This is a genomic window from Mesorhizobium sp. AD1-1 (assembly GCF_020164655.1).
GTDB lineage: Bacteria > Pseudomonadota > Alphaproteobacteria > Rhizobiales > Rhizobiaceae > Mesorhizobium > Mesorhizobium ciceri.
Genome location: NZ_JAIUGP010000003.1, coordinates 561,920 through 579,441 on the forward strand (window position 1 = coordinate 561,920; position 17,522 = coordinate 579,441).

Here is a 17,522-nt window from a genome sequence, read left to right on the forward strand (position 1 = left end):
ACTCCGGCCGACCTCGCGAGTTGTCACATCGCGCCGGATTCCTCCTCGAACCCGTCGTCGCCACCTTCGGAGCCGCCATTCTCAAGGAACTTTTCGGCGATCAGCCCGGCATTCTGTCGGAGCGCCAGCTCGATCTCGCGTGCGGTGTCGGGATTGTCGCGCAGGAACAGTTTGGCATTCTCGCGGCCTTGGCCGAGACGCTGCGAATTGTAGGAGAACCAGGCGCCCGATTTCTCGACCACGCCGGCCTTGACGCCGAGATCGACCAGTTCGCCGGTCTTGGACACGCCTTCACCATACATGATGTCGAACTCGACCACCTTGAAGGGCGGCGCCAGCTTGTTCTTGACCACCTTGACACGGGTCTGGTTGCCGACGACTTCGTCGCGGTCCTTGACCGAGCCGATGCGGCGGATGTCGAGGCGCACCGATGCGTAGAATTTCAGCGCGTTGCCGCCGGTCGTCGTCTCGGGCGAACCGAACATGACGCCGATCTTCATGCGGATCTGGTTGATGAAGATGACCATGGTGTTGGAGCGCGAGATCGAGGCGGTCAGCTTGCGCAGCGCCTGGCTCATCAGGCGGGCCTGCAGGCCGGGCAGCGAATCGCCCATCTCGCCTTCGATTTCGGCGCGTGGCGTGAGCGCCGCGACCGAATCGACCACCAGCACGTCGATGGCGCCGGAGCGCACCAGCGTGTCGCAGATTTCCAGCGCCTGCTCACCAGTGTCGGGCTGCGAAATCAGCAGGTTTTCGAGATCGACGCCAAGCTTGCGGGCATAGACCGGATCAAGCGCGTGCTCGGCATCGACGAAGGCGCAGATGCCGCCCTTCTTCTGGGCTTCGGCCACGGTGTGCAGGGCCAGCGTCGTCTTGCCCGAGCTTTCCGGCCCGTAGATCTCGATGATGCGGCCGCGCGGCAGGCCACCGACGCCAAGCGCGATGTCGAGGCCAAGCGAGCCGGTCGGCACCGTTTCGATCTCGACGACCTGCTCGTTGGCGCCGAGCCGCATGATCGAGCCCTTGCCGAAAGCCCGCTCGATCTGCGACAGCGCCGCATCCAGAGCCTTTGATTTGTCCACTGCCTTGTCCTCTACCAGCCGCAAAGAATTCTGAGCCATGATACATCACCCCTTGGTCGTCAATGAAGGCCGGACAATCCGTAATCCCTGCCTATTTGTACCTTTTTTGTTCTCATTTGGCAAGAGGGACCAAATAACTGAAAAACAAGCAATATCCGGATTTGTTCTTTTTTTGTCCAAGGATTCGATCAGGAATGCACCGCACGTTGGGCCAGACGGCTCGGTTGTTTCGACCTGCCGAATCGCCGCCTTGCATGCGAAGCTCGGTCGCACAGCCTAGCGCTTGTGCGGCTGGAATAACAAAGGTCATATCGCCGGCATGCTGAAATCCGCGAAAATACTGGCCGTAGGCGGCGCCCATATCGACCGGCGCGGCCAGGTGTCCGGTGCCTACGTGCCCGCCGCCTCCAATCCGGGCACAATGCGCGAGGATGTCGGCGGCGGCGTCTTCAACGCCTTGCGCAGTGCCGTGCGGCGCGGCGTCTCCGCGTCGCTGATGTCGGTTCGCGGCGGCGATGCCGCTGCCGACACCGTTTCGCGAGCCATTGCCGGGGCAGGCATTACCGACCTGTCGGCGGTCTTCCTCGACCGCACGACGCCGAGCTACACGGCACTGATCGACAGCGAGGGCGAGTTGATCGTCGGCTTTGCCGACATGGCGCTCTACGACCTGGCGTTTCCCAAGCAGATCAGGCGCTCCAAGGTGCGGGAGGTGATCGCCGCCGCCGACGCGATCCTGTGCGACGCCAATCTGCCCTCTTCGGCGCTGGAACGGCTGGTCGCGCTCGCTGCGGGCAAGCCGGTTTTCGCGATTGCCATTTCGCCGGCCAAGGTGGTGCGGTTGCTACCGGTGCTGAAGGAGCTTTCGCTGGTCTTCATGAACCGGCGCGAGGCCATGGCGCTGGCCGGCGTCGCCGCGAATGCCACGGAGCGCGAGGTCGTCGACGGGTTGCGATGCAGCGGCCTCGTCAGCGGCGTGGTGACGGCAGGCGGCGGGCCCATGCTGGGCTTCGATGAAGCCGGCGCCTTCTCTATCCTGCCGCCGCCACCAAGAAAGGTCGCCGACGTCACCGGCGCCGGTGATGCGCTGGCAGGCGCAACGGTCGCTGCCTTGCTGCGCGGACTGCCGTTGCGGGCAGCTCTGCGCGAAGGCATTGCCGGGGCGACGCTTGCCATCGAAAGCGCCGCCGCCGTTCCGGAGTTCACCGCGGCGAGCTTCGCGGAAGCGTTGGCTCTTGTGCCGGATGCCAGGGAAATGGCATGAGACCGGCGAATTCATAGTGCCGCGATGTTGCCGAGCGTCCGACGGACGCGCCGCATTCCGGATAGGAGACCTTGATGACCCCTGAGACCGCCCGCCCCTTCATCGACATCCACGCGCCGGTGGCGCAGGCCCTGGCCGACGGCCGGCCGGTGGTGGCGCTGGAAAGCACCATCATCACCCATGGCATGCCCTACCCCGACAATGGCGCCATGGCGGCCGATGTCGAAAAGATCATCAGCGATGGCGGCGCCGTGCCGGCGACGATCGCCGTGGTTGGCGGCCGCATCAAGATCGGGCTTTCGGACGGCGAGCGCGAATCGCTGGCGATGACGGGCGACGCGATGAAGCTGTCGCGCGCCGATCTCGGTTTTGCCGTGGCGCAAGGGCGCACCGGCGGCACCACGGTCGCCGCCACGATGATCGCGGCGCATATGGTCGGCATAAAAGTGTTCGCCACCGGCGGTATCGGCGGTGTGCACAAGGGCGCCGAAAAGAGCTTTGACATTTCCGCCGATCTCGACGAGCTGGCGCGCACCCCGGTGATTGTCGTCTCGGCCGGTGCCAAGGCCATCCTCGACATCGAAAAGACGCTGGAAGTGCTGGAGACGCGCGGCGTGCCGGTGATCGGCCATGGCTGCGAGACGATGCCGGCCTTCTGGTCCAGGCAATCGCCGTTCCGCGCGCCGCTGACCTTGCACGGGCCGGAAGAGATCGCGCATTTCTACGAGACGAGGGCGGCACTAGGGCTCGCCGGCGGCATGCTGATTGCCAATCCTGTGCCGGAAAACCAGGAAATCCCGGCTGAAGAGATGACGGGCTATATCGACGCCGCGCAGAAGGCCGCCGAAGCGCTCAACGTGACCGGCAAGGCGGTGACGCCGTTCCTGCTGGGAAAAATCCTCGAACTGACCGGCGGCAGGAGCCTCAAGACCAACATCGCGCTGGTGGAAAACAATGCACGGCTGGCGGCGAGGATAGCCAGGGCATTGTAGGGCACGGCCTCCAAGGTCGGCGGGACAGAGGGGGGTGCTGTCCCTCCGCTGTGCCAAGAAGGTTGGCATTCACTTCCCCGCCCGCCGCCCCGCCTCATACGCCCGGCGTGCCCAGGCCGCCATCTCCTCGGGATCATCGAAAGCGCTGTCGGGAACGCTCCAGTAGGGCATGGCGACCAGCTTGCCGTGGCGCGAGCCGGTATAGGTCCATTGCGTGCAGCCGGCGGCCTCGAACTCGGGCGCGCTTTGCTCGTCGGCTTTCAGCATCAATTCGCCACGCAACACGATGGCGACGATGACGCCGTCGAAATAGATGCCCTTGCCGCCGAACAGTTTGCGGATGCTGACAGGGCCGAGACCCTCGAACAGTTCGGCGATGCGTTCATTGTCCATGCCGCGATCATGTCACCGGCATCTGGCCTTGTCATCGCCGCAACCAAAATCATGCTGACAGGTTGAGAGAGGTATCGGAGTTTTCCCGCCATGCCGCTTCTGCTGAAAGGGTCCTGTCGCTGCAATGCCGTGCGTTTCGAGGTGGAAAGCCACACGCCGGCGCCATTCATGCTGTGCTACTGCTCGATCTGCCGCAAGCAGCAGGGCGGCGGCGGGTTTGCCATCAATCTCGGTGCCGATAACGAGACGCTGAACATCAGGGGCAAAAGGAGCCTTGGCGTTTACCGCGCCAGCATTGAGGACGATGAGCATCCGCATTGCGAGATTTCGTCGGGCGAACGCAATTTCTGCAAAAAGTGCGGCTCGGCGTTGTGGCTCTACGATCCGACATGGCCGGAGCTGGTGCATCCCTTCGCTTCGGCGATCGACAACGACCTGCCCATACCGCCGAGCCGGGTGCACCTGATGCTGAAATACAAGGCGAACTGGGTGGAGCCGGTGGTTGGCAAGCACGACAAGGTCTTCGACGTCTATCCCGAGGAATCGATCGCCGATTGGCACAAGCGGACGGGCATGTGGGTGGAGTGAGTTTCTTCGCCCCGTTTACGGGGAGGTGAGGAGTGATCCGCGCAGCGAACGAAAAGCCAATTGCTTGGATTTTCTAACGACGTACGCCGGCAGGCTGGGCGGAGCTAACTCTGGAGAGGCTGGCGCTGCCCCTCATCCGTCACTTCGTGACACTTTCTCCGCGTAAACGGGGCGAAGGAAAAAATCAGGCCGAAGCGCGTGCCTCTGCCAGTGCCTTCAGGTCGGCCGGCTTCAGTTCGACGGATTCGCCGCAGCCGCAGGCCGAGCTCTGGTTCGGGTTGTGGAAGGTGAAGCCGGTGCGCAGCGTCGTCTGCTCGAAATCCATCTCGGTGCCGAACAGGAATAGCGCAGCCTCGGGCGCGACATAGACATGCGCGCCGTCGCGCTCGATATGGTCGTCCTTGGTGTTGGGCTCGGTCACCAGATCGACCGTATATTCCATGCCGGCGCAGCCGCCCTTCTTGATGCCGAGGCGGATGCCATGCGCGTTGTCGCGGGTGGCGACGATCTCGCGCACCCGGTCGGCGGCCTTTTCGGTCATGGTGATGACGGCGAAGCGTCCCATTCTTTTTCCTTCCATTCCATGCAGGTTCAAGGCCTGCCGAATGATTCCTCACCTAAAATGGTGAAGTTTTATCCCTCGCGCAAGTGTGCCAGGCTTGACGCTAGTACCAGCCCACCGCCACCTGCGCCTCTTCCGACATGCGGTCGGCCGACCATGGCGGGTCGAAGGTCATGTTGACCTCGACGCCGGACACGCCTTCGACGGCGCCGACGGCATTTTCGACCCAGCCGGGCATTTCGCCGGCGACAGGGCAGCCGGGAGCGGTCAGCGTCATGTCGATCTTGACCGAGCGATTGTCCTCGATGTCGATCTTGTAGATGAGGCCGAGTTCGTAGATATCGGCCGGGATTTCCGGATCGTAGACCGTCTTCAGCGCCGATACGATGTCGTCGGTCAACCGCGCCAGTTCGTCGGCTGGAATGGCCGATCCCGAAACCAGCGCATTGGGCGCGGTTTCCGGAGTGGTCTCGGCAGCGATGCTTGCATCATCCATGGTCGTCACCCAAAAAAATCGTCATCCGAAGAATTTGCGCGCTTTCTCAAGCGCCTCGGCCAAAGCGTCGACTTCGGCCCTGGTATTATACATGCCGAACGATGCCCTGCATGTGGAGGTTACGCCGAAACGTTTCAACAGCGGCTGGGCGCAATGGGTGCCCGCGCGGACAGCAACGCCCTGCCTGTCTATCACCATCGACACGTCGTGCGCATGAATGCCTTGCAGTTCGAACGAGATGATGGCGCCCTTGCCGGGCGCATCGCCGAAGATGCGCAGCGAATTGATGGCGCGCAGCCGCTCATGCGCATAAGTCTTGAGGTCTTCCTCATGCGCGGCGATGCGCTCGCGGCCGATCGTTTCCATATAGTCGAGCGCGGCACCCAGTCCGATCGCCTGCACGATCGGCGGCGTGCCGGCTTCGAAACGATGCGGCGGCTCGTTGTAGGTGACGATGTCTTCCGTCACCTCCTCGATCATCTCGCCACCGCCCATAAAGGGGCGCATGCCCTGGAGAATGTCCTTCTTGCCGTAGAGCACCCCGATGCCCGAAGGGCCATAAACCTTGTGCCCGGTGAAGACGAAGAAGTCGCAGTCGAGATCCTGCACATCGATCGGCATATGCACGGCGCTCTGGCTGCCGTCGACGAGGACGGGAATTCCACGCGCATGCGCGATGCGCACGATTTCCTTGATCGGCGTCACCGTGCCCAGCGCATTCGACATCTGCGTGACGGCGACCAGTTTGGTGCGGTCGGTCAGCCGTTTTTCGAATTCCTCGATGTGGAAGACGCCGAGATCGTCGACCGGCACCCAGACCAGCTTGGCGCCCTGCCGCTCGCGGATAAAATGCCAGGGAACGATGTTGGAGTGGTGCTCCATGATCGACAGCACGATCTCGTCGCCCTCGCCGATGTTGGGCATGCCATAGCCATAGGCCACGGTGTTGATGGCCGAGGTCGTGTTCGAGGTGAAGATGATGTTGTCGGTGCTTGGCGCGTTGAGGAAACGGCGTACCGTTTCGCGCGCCTTTTCGTAGGCGTCGGTCGCGGCATTGGACAGGAAATGCAGGCCACGATGGACGTTGGCATATTCCTGGCTGTAGGCGTGCTGGACAGCGTCGAGCACCGCCTGCGGCTTCTGTGCCGAGGCGCCATTGTCGAGATAGACCAGCTTCTTGCCATAGACTTCCCGCGACAGGATCGGGAAATCGCGGCGGATCGCTTCGACGTCGTAGGGAATGTTTTCGAGTTTCTGGTCCATTTCAAAGTCCTTGCCGGCCAAGGCCGAGATCCTTCCAACACCCCTCATCCGACCGAGCTTCGCTCGGCCACCTTCTCCCACAAGGGGAGAAGGTCTAGCGCTTTACCTTCTCCCCTTGTGGGAGAAGGTGGATTGGCGCGTAGCGCCAAGACGGATGAGGGGTGGCTTTGCCGGACCCCATCCAATTAGCCGTGTGCCACGAACCAGCCGTCGAGCCGCGCTTCCAGCGCTTCGACGATCGCCTCGTCGTCCAGTTCCTCGATCACCTCGGCGACGAAGGCCTTCACGAGCAGCCCCCGCGCGCTTTTCTCGTCGACGCCGCGCGCCATCAGGTAGAACAGATGATCGTGGTCGATCTCGGTGACCGTCGCGCCATGGCCGCAAATCACGTCGTCGGCGAAGATTTCAAGCTCCGGCTTGGTCGAGAACTCGCCGTCGTCCGACAGCAACAGCGTGTTGCATGCCATCTTGGCGTTGGTCTTCTGCGCATATTGATGGACGTTGATGCGGCCCTGAAACACGCCGCGCGCCTTGCCCGTCACCACGTTGCGGATGATCTCCGTCGAGGTCGTGTGCGGCACGGCGTGGTCGAGAACCATGGTCACGTCGGTATGGGTGTCGCCGGCCAAGAGGTTGATGCCGCGCAGCTTGAAATCGGCGCCTTCGCCAGTCGTCCTGACCATGATCTCCTGGCGCACGAGCTTGCCGCCGGCGTTCATGACGAACAACGTCAGCTTGGCATTCTTGCCGATATGGGCCTTGAACTGGGCCAGATGCGTCGCCGTTTCCGGCTGTTCCTGGACAATCAGCCACGTCACCTCGGCGCCTTCGCCGAGCACGAGCTGGCTGACCGAGCTGCCCAGGGCAGCGCCGTCACCTGTCTGCCGTTCGACGATGACGGCCTTGGCGCCGGCGCCGACACGCACTGGCAGGCGCACATGGGTCTGGCCGCCGGCCTGCAGGTTCTGCAGCTCGACCGGCTTTTCGAGTTCCACGCCATCGGCGATGTCGACAAAATATCCGTCGGCGACGAAAGCCGTGTTCAGCGCGCCGATGGCGTCGTCGCTGCCATAGGGGTCGAGCCCAGGTGCTGCGCTGCCGTCGACCAGCTTTTCCGACAGGCGCTGGAAAGAGACGCCTTCAAGAACCGGCACTTTGGCGTCGGACTTGCCGTTCAGGATCGACACCACAGTGGAACCGTCAACGATCGGCGCAATGGCCTTGGCCATGGCGGCAGGGTCGAAGTCCGGCACGGTATTCAGCAACCGGCGCAAGTCGGTATAGTGCCAGGATTCGACGCGCCGCGTCGGCAGGCCGTGCTTGATCGTCTCGATGGCGTCGTCGCGCTTCAGCATCACCGCGCCGTCGCCCGGCAGCAGCGACAGCCGGTCGCCGAACGCGTCGATCAACGCTGTCTCGGCCGGTGTCCGCTGCGGTTGTGCGTGCATGTTCATCGGTATTACCTCTGGCATCTCACGCTGCTTCGCCGATCACGCCGGCATAGCCATTGGCTTCCAGGTCGAGCGCCAGCGACTTGTCGCCTGACTTGATGACCTGCCCCTTGTAGAGCACATGCACGGTGTCGGGCACGATGTGCTCAAGCAGGCGCTGGTAGTGGGTGATGACCAGGAACGCCCGGTCCGGCGCGCGCAGCGCGTTGACGCCGTCGGAAACGATCTTCAGCGCATCGATGTCGAGGCCGGAATCGGTCTCGTCGAGCACGCACAATTTCGGCTCCAGCAATTTCATCTGCAGGATCTCCGCCCGCTTCTTCTCGCCGCCGGAAAAGCCGACATTAAGCGGCCGCTTCAGCATCGCCATCTCCATGCTGAGCGAGGCGGCGGCTTCCTTCACGCGCTTCAAAAATTCCGGGATCTTCAGCGGCTCCTCGCCGCGCGCCTTGCGCTGCTCGTTCATCGCCACTTTCAGGAATTCCATGGTGGCGACGCCCGGTATCTCCATCGGATACTGGAAGGCGAGGAAGATGCCTGACGTGGCGCGCTCGGCCGGATCCATTTCGAGGATCGACTGGCCGTTGTAGAGGATGTCGCCCTCGGTCACCTCATAGTCCTCGCGACCGGCGAGGATGTAGGACAGCGTCGATTTGCCCGAGCCGTTCGGCCCCATGATCGCGGCAACCTCGCCGGCTTTCACCGTCAGGTTCAGACCGCGGATGATTTCGGTGCCGTCATCGACGATGCGGGCGTGCAGGTTTCTGATTTCAAGCATTTTTTCGTTTCCTGAATATCTGTCCGGTCAGCCGACCGAGCCCTCAAGCGAGATACCGATCAGCTTCTGCGCCTCGACAGCGAATTCCATCGGCAGTTGCTGGATGACGTCCTTGACGAAGCCGTTGACGATCAGCGCGATCGCCTCCTCTTCAGGGATACCGCGCTGCATGACGTAGAATTTCTGGTCCTCGGAAATCTTCGACGTGGTCGCTTCGTGCTCGAACTGCGCCGTCGAATTCTTGGCTTCCATGTAGGGCACGGTGTGCGCGCCGCACTGGTCGCCGATCAGCAGGGAATCGCAGTTGGTGAAGTTGCGGGCGTTGGTCGCCTTGCGGTGCGCCGAGACCTGGCCGCGATAGGTGTTCTGCGAGAAGCCGGCGGCGATGCCTTTGGAGATGATGCGGCTCGACGTGTTCTTGCCGAGGTGGATCATCTTGGTGCCGCTGTCGACCTGCTGATAACCGTTCGAGACAGCGATCGAATAGAACTCGCCCGAGGAATCGTCGCCGCGCAGGATGCAGCTCGGATATTTCCAGGTGATCGCCGAGCCGGTCTCGACCTGCGTCCACGAGATCTTCGAGCGATCGCCACGGCAGTCGCCGCGCTTGGTGACGAAATTGTAGATGCCACCCTTGCCCTCGGCGTCGCCGGGATACCAATTCTGCACCGTCGAATATTTGATCTCGGCATCGTCGAGCGCCACCAGTTCGACGACGGCGGCATGCAGCTGGTTCTCATCGCGCTGCGGCGCCGTGCAGCCTTCGAGATAGGAGACGTAAGCCCCCTCCTCGGCGATGATCAGCGTGCGCTCGAACTGGCCGGTGTTCTTCTCGTTCATGCGGAAATAGGTCGACAGCTCCATCGGGCAGCGCACGCCCTTGGGCACGAAGACGAACGAGCCGTCGGTGAACACGGCCGAATTCAGCGTGGCGTAATAATTATCGGAGGTCGGCACAACCGAGCCGAGATACTTCTTCACCAGTTCGGGATGCTCGCGGATGGCTTCCGAGATCGAGCAGAAGATGACGCCGGCCTGCGCCAGCTCCTTCTTGAAGGTGGTGACGACGGAAACGGAATCGAACACGGCGTCGACGGCGACGCGGCCCGATTTGTAGACATTGTCGCTGACTTCCTCGAGTTCCGAGGCGTCGGTCTTCTGCACCCCGGCGAGGATTTCCTGCTCGCGCAGCGGAATACCCAGCTTCTCGTAGACCTTCAAGAGTTCGGGATCGACATCGCTGAGCGAGGTCGGGCCGGGCGTGCTCTTGGGCGCCGCGTAGAAGTAGATGTCCTGGAAATCGATCTTGGGATAGTGGACGCGCGCCCAGGTCGGCTCGTCAAGCGTCAGCCAACGGCGATAGGCTTCCAGACGCCATTCCAGCATCCAGGACGGTTCGTCCTTCTTGGCCGAAATGAAACGGATAATGTCTTCGCTGAGGCCTTTGGGGGCCTTATCCATCGCGATTTCGGTCTGGAATCCATATTTATATTGGTCGACGTCGATCTTTCGGACCCGATCGATCGTGTCCTGCACAGCAGGCATATGCGTTCTCCATCCACGCCGGGGTCAAGGCCCGACAGTTTTCAAACTATGGCACCGCCAAAACGAACCCCAAAAAGGCGCTTGCGGCAGCGTAAGTTTCATATAGTGCGCTTCGACCGGAAATTCACCCGGCCAGCATGAAACGCACGGCTCTACCAGGCCGAATGGCCCAAATCATTTTCGTCAAGCATCGGATTTTTCCGAAAACCGCTACGCGCTTTTCGGTCCGATGCCCCAACCGCTCACGCGGCTTTTTCTCTATCCGCCCGACGCGCGGCGATTCCCGTCAGCGCAACGCGAAACAACTCGATGTCTTCCGCGCCCGTCGCCGGACCGATCGACACGCGCAAGGCGCCAAGGCTGTCACCGTATCCCATGGCTTTCAGCACATGGCTCGGTCCGACCTTGCCGGACGAACAGGCAGAGCCGGCCGACAGCGCTACGCCGGCCAGGTCGAAGGCGATCTGCGCGGTTTCGGCTTTGACGCCCGCAATAGCGAAGAATGCCGTATTGGCAAGCCTTGGCGCATCGGTTCCGAAGATTTCCGCGTCCGGCACCAGCGTTTTCACGATGGCCTCGATCTCGTCGCGGCGCCGGCGCACCGCATCTATGGCCGGCAATCCGGCCAGGGCCTCGCGGGCGGCCGCGCCAAAACCGGCAATGGCAGCGAGGTTTTCAGTCCCGCCGCGATGGCCCTTTTCCTGACCGCCGCCATTGATCAACGGCTTCGGCATCATCAGATCCGAAGCCGCGACGATGACGCCGACGCCCTTGGGACCACCGATCTTGTGCGAGGACAGAATCAGATAATCGGCGTAACCCGCTGATAGATCGATCGAAACACGCCCGGCGGCCTGCACGGCGTCGACCATGAGGATGCCGCCCGCCGCCTTGACGATCCCGGCGATGCGATCGATCGGCTGGATGACGCCGGTCTCGTTGTTGGCGGCGTGGATGGCAACCAGCGGCAGGCCTTCGCTCTTGTCATGACCACTGAGCGCTGCCGCCAAAGCGTCGAGATCGGCGATACCGTTGGCGTCGACGCCGACCCGCGTCACCTGCGCTGACGGGAAATGTCCGCCGTTCAACAGGCAGGGATGATCGGCCTCCGACACGTAAAGCCGGCTCATGCGCACCGTGCCGCGCCCCATCTGCCAGTCGGGTGACAGCAGCGTCGAGGCTGCTTCCGTGGCACCGGAGGTGAACACGACGTGCTCGGGCTTGGCGTTGACGAGCGCCGCCACGTCACGCCTTGCGGTCTCGATCAGACGGCGGGCCGCCCGCCCCTCGGCGTGAACCGATGACGGATTGGCGGCGACATCGAGCGCCGCGACCATAGCTTCGCGGGCCGCGGCAAGCAGCGGCGCACTGGCATTGTAGTCGAGATAGGCGCGTTTTGCGGCCATTTTCGTCCGTCAAGTCCCGTCAGAAGCCATTCCGCCGTCGTATGGCGTTATTTCCTTGAAATTCCAAGGCGAGCCGTCCTATTTACGCGGCTTGCGGCGCGGGTGGCCGGGCTCGATGTCTTGCCACTCAGTTTTGAACAATTCTAAACTAGCTTCTAAGAAGACGCTCGCCCTGCGTCAAGGCCAGAGGAAACGTTCCAGGCACCGCGCATTCGTATTACCTAGTGGAGTATTTTATGCCTGAGGTCATTTTCACCGGTCCTGCCGGCCGCCTGGAGGGTCGCTACCAGCCTTCCAAGGAAAAGAGCGCGCCGATTGCCATCGTCCTGCACCCGCACCCGCAATTCGGCGGCACGATGAACAACAAGATCGTCTACGACCTCTTCTACATGTTCCAGAAGCGGGACTTCACCACGCTTCGCTTCAATTTCCGCGGCATCGGCCGCAGTCAGGGCGAATTCGACCACGGCACCGGCGAGTTGTCGGACGCTGCCGCGGCGCTGGATTGGGTGCAGTCGCTGCATCCCGATTCCAAGAGCTGCTGGGTCGCCGGCTACTCGTTCGGATCCTGGATCGGCATGCAGCTTCTGATGCGCCGGCCCGAGATCGAAGGCTTCATCTCGATCGCGCCGCAGCCCAACACCTATGATTTCTCGTTCCTGGCGCCCTGCCCGTCATCGGGCCTGATCATCCATGGCGATGCCGACAAGGTGGCGCCGCCGAAGGATGTGCAGGGCCTGGTCGACAAGCTGCACACGCAGAAGGGCATCACCATCACCCAAAAGACGTTGCCCGGCGCCAACCATTTCTTCTCCAACGATGCCGACCTGCTGCTCGAGGAATGCGCCGACTATCTCGACCGCCGGCTGGCCGGCGAATTGTCGGATCCGCGGCCGAAGCGGCTGAGATAAGCAAAGAAAGCAGGGACGGCGATGTACGAACCTCCTCATTTCAGGGAAACGCGGCCGGAAATCCTGCACGGGCTGATCCGGACGCATCCGCTGGGCCTGTTGATTTCCAACGGACCCGATGGGCCGGTCGCCAACGCCATCCCGTTCCTGCTCGACGCGGAAATCGGGCCGAACGGCAGGCTGCGCGCCCATCTGGCGCGGGCCAACCCGCAATGGCGCCTGTTGGCCGACAATCCGGCGTCAACCGTACTGATCGTCTTCCAGGGCAGCGATGCCTATGTGACGCCGTCCTGGTACGAGACCAAGCGCGAGACCGGCAAGGTGGTGCCGACCTGGAATTATGCCATCGTGCAGGTTCGCGGCACCGTCAAGGTGATGGATGATCAGGACTGGCTGGCGCAGCAGATCGCCGATCTGACCGTCTCCCAGGAAGGCGCCCGCGCCGCGCCCTGGGCGGTGACCGATGCGCCGGAGCCCTTCATCCAGTCGCAGATCAAGGGCATTATCGGGCTGGAAATCGAGATCAGCGAAATCCACGGCAAGTGGAAGGTCAGCCAGAACCGGCCGGTCGCCGATCGCGTCGGCGTTGCGCAAGGGCTCGAACACGAGGACCACCGGTCGCCCGACATGGCCGGATTGGTCAGATCCTATGGCGGCCTGGACGGCGTCTAGCTGAATTGGCGGAATGTAGCTTGGAGGTTGGTCATGACGACCAAGCGGGAATTTCAGAGCGACGCCTTTGAGGACCATAGCGCGGTCAGTGACATGGTTCGCGCTGGGACGATCGATAAGCAGACACTACGGTCTTTTGAGGTCTGTCGGTCCGGCCCATCACCGTTCGCGAAGGAAATTAAGGCGCGCCAATGAGCACTGATGAAGCCGAGCCTTGGTGAAGCCCAGCCCGGCCAAATAGAAATCGGGTCATTGCCCTGTAAAAACCTTATCTTTATTAAAATATTTGCCTATGTTGTAAATTGCATGAGCATTACCTTGTGCGGCGGCCCTTTTAAACCAATCATGAGCCACCTCTCGGTCGGACGGCACTCCAAGACCTTTAAGATAGGCTACTCCAAGAGTGTTTTGTGCTTCCGCGTTTCCTTGGTCCGCCGCCTTTGTCGTCCACTCGATCGCTTGCATGAAATCCTGCGGCAGTCCGTAGAATCCGCCGCCATAACTCTGGCCCAATTGTTCCTGAGCCGCAGCATTCCCGTTTGCTGCCGCTTTCTTCAGCCATTTCACGGCAGTGTCTTGGTTGGCGGTTACACCATGCCCAGTAAGGTACATGGCGGACAGCATCGTTTGTGCATACGCTGAGCCCTGCTCCGCGGCCAATAGGTACCATCTGGCCGCTTCAGAATAGCTCTGCGTTACGCCGTTCCCCTCGAAATACATGGCAGCAAGAGCCGCTTGAGAGTCCGCAAATCCACTCTCGGCGGAGAACGCAATCGACTTCAGCGCCTGTACCTTGTCGACTTCAATTCTCAGATTTGGCGGTGAACTGGGAGTTCCGCGTCCTGTCAAAAGCAATAGGCCAAGATTGTGATTGGCCAACACGTCGCCATGTTCCGCAGCCCGCCTGAACCACGCGATGGCTTCGGTGTAGTTCGCGGCGGTGAGTGTCCCCTCTAGGAAATTCACTCCCAAATTATATTCTGCGCGGCTGTAACCGCGCTCTGCGGCCTTCCTTGTCCAAAACAGAGATTTCTGCCGATCGAGTGTTACTCCTCGACCGGTTCCATAAAGATTGCCCAACCAAGTCTCCGCGTCGGGGTGCCCTTTCTCGGCCGCTTTTTGGAACCATTCGAAAGCCTTGACGAAATCCGCTTTAACTCCGAGTCCCAGCAGAAAAACGACGCCAAGCCGGTTCTGCGCGTCGGCCGACCCCGTTAGCGCAGCCGTCTGCAATTCCTGCAGGGTCATATGGTCGACCTGGACTTGCCCCTCCTTCGTGTCAACGAAGGGCGAGGCGTTCGCCATCTCTCCGCCAGCAACAAATGCCGCCAGCAGCGCTCCTACCACCATTCGCGATCGTCGTACCATTGTCCCGCCTTGCCGTCCGGTTATCGCAACGACTTTCCTACCCATGGCATCATCGGCCCGTCAAATTCCTTCTCGGCCCAATCAGCCAAAACGTCTTCTTGCGGACCGGCAAGCCCGAAGGCATCGGCCGAAAGATGAAGCCGAGCCGGGCAAAGACCAGCCCGCAGGCCAGCGCGAAGCCGCAGCCAAGGCCGAAGCCGGCGACGGTGTCGCTGGGATAGTGCGCGCCAACGAAGATACGGGTCGAGGCGATGCAGGCGGTGATCGCCAGGGCGATGTACCAGCGCCGCGGAAACAACAGCAAAGCGACCCCGAACACGGCGCCCATTGTCGTACCATGGCCGGACGGAAAGCCGGCGAAGCGCGCATCGAAAGCGAAGGGGTGCAGGGTCAGCACGCCAAAGTCCTCGTAATAGAGCGGGCGAGCCCGGCCAATGGCATATTTCAGCGCATTGACGGCGATCCCCGACAGGCCGGTGGCGCACAGCACCAGAAAAGCCAGGCAGGTCCAGTTGTAGAGGAGCATCAGCGAGCGCCGCGACAGGCTTCGCCAATCCGTCAGGTTCGCGGCGACAAGCAGAAGCACTGAGGGAATGATATACCAGCCTCCCAGGCCGAACTGGGTGAAAAAGTCGGCAGTCCGGGCAAATCCCGCCGACCACTTGCCGTGAAGCATTCCGGCCGGAGTGTCGAGACGAACAAACGCCGCCGCCGTCAGCAAGACCCAGACCAGCACCCAGACCGACCACAAAATATTCGGGTATCTGGCCGGCCGGGTGGCAAGGCGGCTTTTGGCGATCTGCATCGTATCGCGAAAGTTGTCGAGCGACCGGCGCCCTATGCCAAGGAGCAGGCTCGAAACGGGCGGGCGTGATTTCACCAGCATAGGAAATTCGACCCCATTGTTGCCGTCATGGGCATCGGCGAGCCGTCACTGGCTTACACGATAGAGGCCGAGCGACAGTTTGTCTCCCGACGAATAGTTGAGGCCGTCGACCTCGGCAACGCGGCTCGCCGACTTGCCTTGCGCCTCCAACAGGCCATTCAGCTTCTGCTCGTCGCCGATTTGTGCCAGCGCCAGCGCGCAGGTGGGGTCGCCGAGCAGATGCTTGGCGACGCCATCGACATCGGTCAGGACGGTCTTGGTACCGACCAGGAACACCAGGCTCGGCTCGTGATATTCCGCTGAGGCGAGCACCGTGGTGTCGCAAGGCCTGTTGGCCTGGACTGCCGCCTCGATCGCCGGGCTCAGCCAGATCGGCTTCAGCGAAGGCGCGATGACGCCGAACAACAGCCCATAGGTGATGCCGGCGCAGACCGCGATGGCGCCGATGCGGGAGAGCGGCACTTGCAGCTGTCGCGAAAAAGCGAAATACCCTGCCGCCAGCGCCGCCGCGGCGGCCGGGATGCTCCACCAGGAAAAGGAGCCGGTGAGATAGATCGGCGCTCCGACGCAGACCGCCGCCAGGCCAAGGCTGACCACGGCAAGACCGAATGCGGTCGACCACCACAACCAGTCCTGCCAGCGCCTGAGCGGCGCATTGGCCTCCTGCGGCGACAATGTCAGCAGCCACCCGATCAGCAGCGCCATGCCGGGATAGGCTGGCAGGACATAGTGCGGCAGCTTGGTCGGGATCAGCTCGAACACCAGCCAGAACGGAATGTACCAGGCGAGGCAGAAACGCAGCCGGGGATCGTCGCGCAGACGGTTGAGGGCCTGCAGCCCGGCGCCGACCGCGATCAGGCCGAACGGCCACATGAACAAGGAATAGGTCAGCATGTAGAAACCGGGCGGCAGGCCGTGCGATTCCTCGCCCGAGGCCACCTTGGCCATCATGTCCTTGCCGACGGCATCGTTGAGAAAGGCGCCGCCGCTCTTCCAGGTGATGAGGGCGACCCAGGGCAACACGATGAGCACCACCAGAGCGACACCGCGCACCAGCTTCAGCTTCAGGAGCCAGCGCCAGTCGCGCTCGAAGGCAAACAGGGCGGCGACCGTGAGCAACGACAACAGCGGAGCCACCGGCCCCTTGATAAGAATTCCAAGGCCTTGAGCGGCCCAGAAAATCCACGGCAGATGGGCGGCTACCGGTTCGTTGCGGCGCGCTGCCAGATAGATCTGGGCGAGCGCGCCTTGCGCCGCCACGCAGCAGGCCAGCAGCATGGCGTCGGTCTTGGCGTCACGGCCCTCGAAGGCGGTGGCGAAGATCGCCGCCATCATCAGGCCGGCGGCGAGGCCTGCATTCACACCGAAGAGCTTCGTACCCGTCCAGGCGATGCCGACGACGGCCAAGGCAATGCCAAGCATAGAGACGAGGCGGTAGACCCAGATCGGCGCCGCCGCCCCCTCGCCGCTCAGCGCCACGGCCGCAGATTGCAGCCAGTAGATGCCGATCGGCTTCTTGTAGCGCGAGGCATCCTGGAAGCGGATGTCGACATAGTCGCCAGTTTCAACCATCTGCTTGGTGGCCTGGACAAAACGGGATTCGTCGCGGTCGACTGGTGGAAGGCTCGCCAGTCCGCTGAAAGTCATCAGCAGGCTGAACAGAAAGAGGGCGAGATAATTCCTGTTCATCGCGGAGCTTCCGGATCTGATTTGCGGGATAGCCCCGTCGCGGCGCTTCGGGTCCTGCCCCTGCGCGGCGCCTCAATACGCCAGCCAAAAGAATGAGGCAAGAAGTGGCCTGACCATCCACGCACGCCGCAAAAACCGGATTCCACTTTTGCTGACAGCGCTTGGATGCTAAACGC

General features: G+C 62.1%; 17 protein-coding genes. 5 read left to right on the forward strand and 12 right to left on the reverse strand.

Annotation, left to right across the window (positions count from 1 at the left end; translation table 11 throughout):
- Nucleotides 1-23: 23 nt before the first annotated feature.
- A complete protein-coding gene (recA, locus tag LB519_RS09500; RefSeq protein WP_013532151.1) occupies nt 24-1,121 on the reverse strand; it encodes a recombinase RecA in 1,098 nt (365 codons plus the stop codon).
- 280 nt (nt 1,122-1,401) lie between these two features.
- On the opposite strand from recA, the gene LB519_RS09505 reads away from it, so the two are divergent.
- Nucleotides 1,402-2,346: a carbohydrate kinase family protein gene (locus LB519_RS09505; RefSeq protein ID WP_224619626.1), complete on the forward strand. Its 945-nt coding sequence runs from the start codon at nt 1,402-1,404 to the stop codon at nt 2,344-2,346.
- 74 nt (nt 2,347-2,420) lie between these two features.
- Complete coding sequence (locus tag LB519_RS09510) at nt 2,421-3,338, forward strand: pseudouridine-5'-phosphate glycosidase (protein ID WP_224619629.1); 918 nt, start codon at nt 2,421-2,423, stop codon at nt 3,336-3,338.
- A 69-nt stretch (nt 3,339-3,407) separates the two neighbouring features.
- On the opposite strand, the gene LB519_RS09515 is transcribed toward LB519_RS09510, so the two are convergent.
- Nucleotides 3,408-3,731 carry a TfoX/Sxy family protein gene (locus tag LB519_RS09515; RefSeq protein ID WP_063167810.1) on the reverse strand — a complete coding sequence of 108 codons (324 nt, stop codon included), beginning with the start codon at nt 3,729-3,731 and terminating at the stop codon, nt 3,408-3,410.
- A gap of 90 nt (nt 3,732-3,821) precedes the next feature.
- On the opposite strand from LB519_RS09515, the gene LB519_RS09520 reads away from it, so the two are divergent.
- Nucleotides 3,822-4,319 (forward strand): GFA family protein, encoded by a 498-nt coding sequence (locus LB519_RS09520; RefSeq protein ID WP_224619631.1) that lies wholly within the window; start codon nt 3,822-3,824, stop codon nt 4,317-4,319.
- A gap of 184 nt (nt 4,320-4,503) precedes the next feature.
- On the opposite strand, the gene sufA is transcribed toward LB519_RS09520, so the two are convergent.
- The 7 genes from sufA to LB519_RS09555 form a co-directional block, all read right to left on the reverse strand.
- On the reverse strand, nt 4,504-4,884 hold the full coding sequence (sufA, locus tag LB519_RS09525; protein ID WP_013532156.1) for a Fe-S cluster assembly scaffold SufA: 381 nt from the start codon (nt 4,882-4,884) through the stop codon (nt 4,504-4,506).
- A gap of 100 nt (nt 4,885-4,984) precedes the next feature.
- On the reverse strand, nt 4,985-5,377 hold the full coding sequence (locus tag LB519_RS09530; RefSeq protein WP_013532157.1) for an SUF system Fe-S cluster assembly protein: 393 nt from the start codon (nt 5,375-5,377) through the stop codon (nt 4,985-4,987).
- Nucleotides 5,378-5,398: 21 nt separating this feature from the next.
- The gene (locus LB519_RS09535) at nt 5,399-6,640 is read right to left on the reverse strand and encodes a cysteine desulfurase (protein ID WP_224619633.1); all 1,242 of its coding nucleotides are present in this window, start codon (nt 6,638-6,640) and stop codon (nt 5,399-5,401) included.
- 185 nt (nt 6,641-6,825) lie between these two features.
- Nucleotides 6,826-8,094, reverse strand: a complete 1,269-nt coding sequence (sufD, locus tag LB519_RS09540) for a Fe-S cluster assembly protein SufD (RefSeq protein WP_063167809.1) — start codon at nt 8,092-8,094, stop codon at nt 6,826-6,828.
- Between the two features lie 19 nt (nt 8,095-8,113).
- Nucleotides 8,114-8,869: a Fe-S cluster assembly ATPase SufC gene (gene sufC, locus LB519_RS09545; protein ID WP_013532160.1), complete on the reverse strand. Its 756-nt coding sequence runs from the start codon at nt 8,867-8,869 to the stop codon at nt 8,114-8,116.
- A 27-nt stretch (nt 8,870-8,896) separates the two neighbouring features.
- A complete protein-coding gene (gene sufB / locus LB519_RS09550; protein WP_013532161.1) occupies nt 8,897-10,414 on the reverse strand; it encodes a Fe-S cluster assembly protein SufB in 1,518 nt (505 codons plus the stop codon).
- Between the two features lie 242 nt (nt 10,415-10,656).
- Entirely contained in the window at nt 10,657-11,820 is a 1,164-nt protein-coding gene (locus LB519_RS09555; protein WP_224619635.1) for a cysteine desulfurase family protein, read from the reverse strand.
- Nucleotides 11,821-12,056: 236 nt separating this feature from the next.
- Here LB519_RS09555 and LB519_RS09560 point away from each other — a divergent pair, with 236 nt between their 5' ends.
- Together LB519_RS09560 and LB519_RS09565 are read left to right on the forward strand one after the other, a co-directional pair.
- Nucleotides 12,057-12,731 (forward strand): alpha/beta hydrolase, encoded by a 675-nt coding sequence (locus LB519_RS09560; RefSeq protein ID WP_013532163.1) that lies wholly within the window; start codon nt 12,057-12,059, stop codon nt 12,729-12,731.
- Between the two features lie 21 nt (nt 12,732-12,752).
- Entirely contained in the window at nt 12,753-13,403 is a 651-nt protein-coding gene (locus LB519_RS09565) for an FMN-binding negative transcriptional regulator (RefSeq protein WP_063167807.1), read from the forward strand.
- A 249-nt stretch (nt 13,404-13,652) separates the two neighbouring features.
- Here the strand turns inward: LB519_RS09565 and LB519_RS09570 are convergent, their stop codons facing one another.
- From LB519_RS09570 to LB519_RS09580, 3 genes are all read right to left on the reverse strand, one after another.
- Entirely contained in the window at nt 13,653-14,753 is a 1,101-nt protein-coding gene (locus tag LB519_RS09570) for a tetratricopeptide repeat protein (RefSeq protein ID WP_224619637.1), read from the reverse strand.
- Between the two features lie 67 nt (nt 14,754-14,820).
- Nucleotides 14,821-15,657: a phosphatase PAP2 family protein gene (locus tag LB519_RS09575; RefSeq protein WP_224619638.1), complete on the reverse strand. Its 837-nt coding sequence runs from the start codon at nt 15,655-15,657 to the stop codon at nt 14,821-14,823.
- 45 nt (nt 15,658-15,702) lie between these two features.
- A complete protein-coding gene (locus LB519_RS09580) occupies nt 15,703-17,346 on the reverse strand; it encodes an ArnT family glycosyltransferase (RefSeq protein WP_224619640.1) in 1,644 nt (547 codons plus the stop codon).
- Nucleotides 17,347-17,522: the final 176 nt, after the last annotated feature.